This window comes from Streptomyces sp. NPDC006265 (genome assembly GCF_040613555.1).
In the GTDB taxonomy this organism is placed as follows: Bacteria; Actinomycetota; Actinomycetes; order Streptomycetales; family Streptomycetaceae; genus Streptomyces.
Genome location: NZ_JBEXSH010000920.1, coordinates 1 through 3471 on the forward strand (window position 1 = coordinate 1; position 3471 = coordinate 3471).

Annotated in this window: 3 protein-coding genes and 1 pseudogene; all 4 read left to right on the forward strand. The window is 74.0% G+C overall.

Annotated elements, in window-relative coordinates; all coding sequences use genetic code 11:
• A pseudogene (locus ABZ281_RS42755) lies at positions 1 to 407 on the forward strand (histidinol phosphatase); the annotation flags it as partial.
• A 39-nt stretch (positions 408 to 446) separates the two neighbouring features.
• The gene (locus ABZ281_RS42760; RefSeq protein ID WP_356663460.1) at positions 447 to 1112 is read left to right on the forward strand and encodes an HAD family hydrolase; all 666 of its coding nucleotides are present in this window, start codon (positions 447 to 449) and stop codon (positions 1110 to 1112) included.
• A gap of 214 nt (positions 1113 to 1326) precedes the next feature.
• Positions 1327 to 2460, forward strand: coding sequence for an FUSC family protein (locus tag ABZ281_RS42765; protein WP_356663462.1), 1134 nt, complete (start codon positions 1327 to 1329; stop codon positions 2458 to 2460).
• A gap of 208 nt (positions 2461 to 2668) precedes the next feature.
• Positions 2669 to 3471 (forward strand): NAD-dependent epimerase/dehydratase family protein (locus tag ABZ281_RS42770; RefSeq protein ID WP_356663464.1); only part of this gene is annotated, 803 nt, incomplete at its 3' end.

Genomic DNA, 3471 nt, shown 5'->3' on the forward strand with positions numbered 1-3471 from the left:
CGATGACCCGGCGGATGGTGGCCGCCGTACGCGATCCGCACTCGGACGTGCTCGGGCACTGCACGGGACGGCTGGTGACCGGGCGGGGGCGGCCCGAGTCGGAGTTCGACGCGGACGAGGTGTTCGCGGCACTCGCCGAGACGGGCACGGCCCTGGAGATCAACAGCAGGCCGGAGCGGCTGGACCCTCCGCGGCGGCTGCTGCGCCGGGCCGTGGACGCGGGGGTGCTGTTCTCCGTCGACACCGACGCGCACGCGCCGGGACAGCTGGACTGGCAGATCAACGGGTGCGCGCGGGCGGAGGAGTGCGGGGTGCCGCCGGAGCGGGTGGTGACCACGTGGTCCCTCGACGAACTGCTGGCCTGGACCCGTGAGCGGCGGGTGCCGTCCGGCGTGGCGGACGGCTGACGTGGTACCCGCGCGGCCGGAGAGGAAGGGACTGCACCTATGGGAAGCGCGGGACGGGCGGCCGTGTTCGACGTCGACGGTACACTGGTCGACACCAACCATCTGCATGTCGTGGCCTGGTGGGAGGCCTTCCGGCAGGCGGGTCACGACGTGCCGATGCACGCCGTTCACCGGGCCGTGGGCCTGCCGTCGACCGACCTGGTGGCCCATCTGCTGGGCGGGGACCGGGACACCGACCAGGACGCCGGCATCAGTGCCGGTCACAAGGCGCTGTACGGGCAGTACTTCGACCGGCTGCCCGCACTGCCGGGGGCCGGCGCGCTGCTGCGGCGGCTGCACCGGGACGGGTGGACGGTGGTGCTGGCCACCTCGGCGGGCGGCGCGGAGCTCGGCGCGCTGCGCCGGGCCATCGACGCGGACGAGGCGATCGCCGCCACGGCCAGCGCCGACGACGTCGACGAGGGCAAGCCCGCCCCCGAGCCGGTCGAGCACGCCCTGGAGCTGGCCGGGGTGCCGGCGGAGCGGGCGGTGTTCGTCGGCGACACCGTGTGGGACATGCGCGCGGGCAGCAGGGCCGGGGTGCGCTGCCTGGGCGTGCTGTGCGGTGGCATCCCGCGCGCCGATCTGGAGAAGTCCGGCGCGGACGCGGTGTACGCCGACCCCGCGCATCTGCTGTCCTCCCTCGGCGACGGCCCCCTGGCATGAAACGACGTGAAACCCCCGCTCACGGGGATACCCACAGCGCATGACGCGTGTGAGGAGTGCCGTACAGCAGACGGCGGGAGCCTTCCGTGGGCGGAGGGGCGACGAAAGAGACACCGGGGCGGCCTCGGGTGGGCGGCCCCGGGGAGCACCGACGGCTCAGGGGCGGACAAGCGATCTGGAGCAGGGAACGCGCGCCGTAGGACCGGTGGAGGCCGTGCGGCGCGACACGCGGGGCGCCTGGAACGCCGTGCGCGAGGCGTGGCGCGGGCCCGGGCGGGAGCGGGACCTGGTCGTCCAGTCGCTGAAGGCCGCCGGGGCTGCGGTGCTCGCCTGGCTGGTGGGCGGCGTCTGGATGGGCGACCCGCTGGCGCTGATGGCGCCCTGGGTGGCGCTGGTGCTGGTGCAGGCCACTGTCTTCAGCTCCCTGGTGCAGGGGGCGCGGCAGTTCGGGGCGATCTGCGTCGGCACGCTGGTGGCCTCGGGGGCGCAGGCGATCACCGACGACACGACCGGCGCGCTCGCCCTGTCCGTACCGGTGCTGATGCTGCTGGCGAACTGGCCCCGCTTCGGCGACCAGGGCATCTACGCGGCGACCACGGCCCTGTTCACCATCTCCTCGGGCATGGTCAGCCTGTCCGCAGTCGGACACCGGGTGGGGCAGGCCGCGATCGGCGCGGTCATCGGCGTCGCCGTCAACGCCTTCGTGCTGCCGCCGATCCATCTGCGGGACGTGCGGGAGAACCTGGCGGGGCTGGCCCGGGAGGCCGGGGACGTGCTGCACACGGTCGCCGGTGATCTGCGCGAGGACGAGTGGGACACGCAGACCGCCTCCGGCTGGGTCAGCGCCTCGAACCGGCTGGACCACCGCCTGAAGGCGCTGCGCTCGGCACGCCGGTGGAGCCAGGAGAGCCTGCGCCTGACCTACGCCCCGCTGCGCGCCCTGCACCGAGTGCCGCACCAGGGTGACCTGCCCGCGGTGGACGAGGACGAGCGGCTCAGCCGGGTCACCGGGCACGTCGCCACGCTGACCCGGGCGCTCGCGGTGTCCGTGGACGACAAACGGACGCCCGCCCCGCCCGAGGGACCGGCGCTGCGCTCGTACGCGCGTCTGCTGGAGCTGATCGGGGACGCGCTGTGCGCCGAGGCGGACAGTCTGCTCGACGGCGGTGTGACCGCCCGGCCGGACGAGGAGACCGAGAAGGACATGCAGGACCTGCACGAGGAGCTGCAGGACAAGCTGCGTCGGCACGCCGGGGAGGGGGCCGCCCACACGGCGGTCCTGGGCACGCTGCTGCTCCAGGCGGAGAATCTCTGGGCCGAGACCGTCCCCGGCGACCAGGAGCCGTGACGCACCTCACCGGGGAGGTGGGCCGCGCGCGGAACACCCCGAGGTGGTTGCCCGTTGAACAAGACGTGGGTCCGGAAGGGGCCCGCCCCTGAGCCGCCCCGGCCGTGATTCCCCCGTCCGGCCGGGGTTTCCCTCTGCCCACATGCAAGACGCGCCACCCGGGTACTCGGTCACTCTCGCGGAACCACGCGGCCGAGAGGAGCGCAAGGTGAGCAGCGCAACGGGCATGAAGGTCGTCGTCACGGGCGCCACCGGCAATGTCGGCACGAGCGTGGTCCGCTCGTTGTCCAAGGACCCGGAGGTCACCTCCGTGCTGGGCCTGGCCCGGCGGATCCCCGACTGGTCGCCCCCGAAGACGGACTGGGCCGCCGTCGATCTGGCCTCCGAGCGGTCCGATCTGGTGGAGCGGTTCACGGAGGCCGACGCGGTGGTCCATCTGGCCTGGGCGTTCCAGCCGACGCACGACCCGGCCGCGACCTGGCGGACGAATGTGCTCGGCAGCATCCGCGTCTTCGAGGCGGTGGCCGCGGCGGGTGTACGGGCGCTGTTGCACGCCTCGTCGGTCGGCGCGTACTCCCCCGGCCCGAAGGACGAGGCCGTGGACGAGTCGTGGCCGACGCACGGCTGGCCGGATGCCGCGTACTGCCGGGAGAAGGCCTATCTGGAGCGGGCGCTGGACACGTTCGAGCGCGACCACCCCGGGACGCGGGTGGTGCGGATGCGGCCCGCCTTCCTGTTCCAGCGGGAATCGGCGAGCGAGCAACGCCGCATCTTCGGCGGTCGCTTCCTGCCCGGCCCGCTCGCCCGCCCGGAGCTGCTGCCCTTCCTGCCCGACATCCCCGGGCTGCGGGTGCAGGCACTGCACACGGACGACGCGGCGAACGCGTACCGGCTGGCGCTGCGCTCCGACGTCCGGGGCGCCTTCAACCTGGCGGCCGACCCGCCGGTCGACGCGCGGTTGCTGAGCGAGATGTTCGACGCACGTCCGGTACGGCTGCCGCGCGGCGCGGC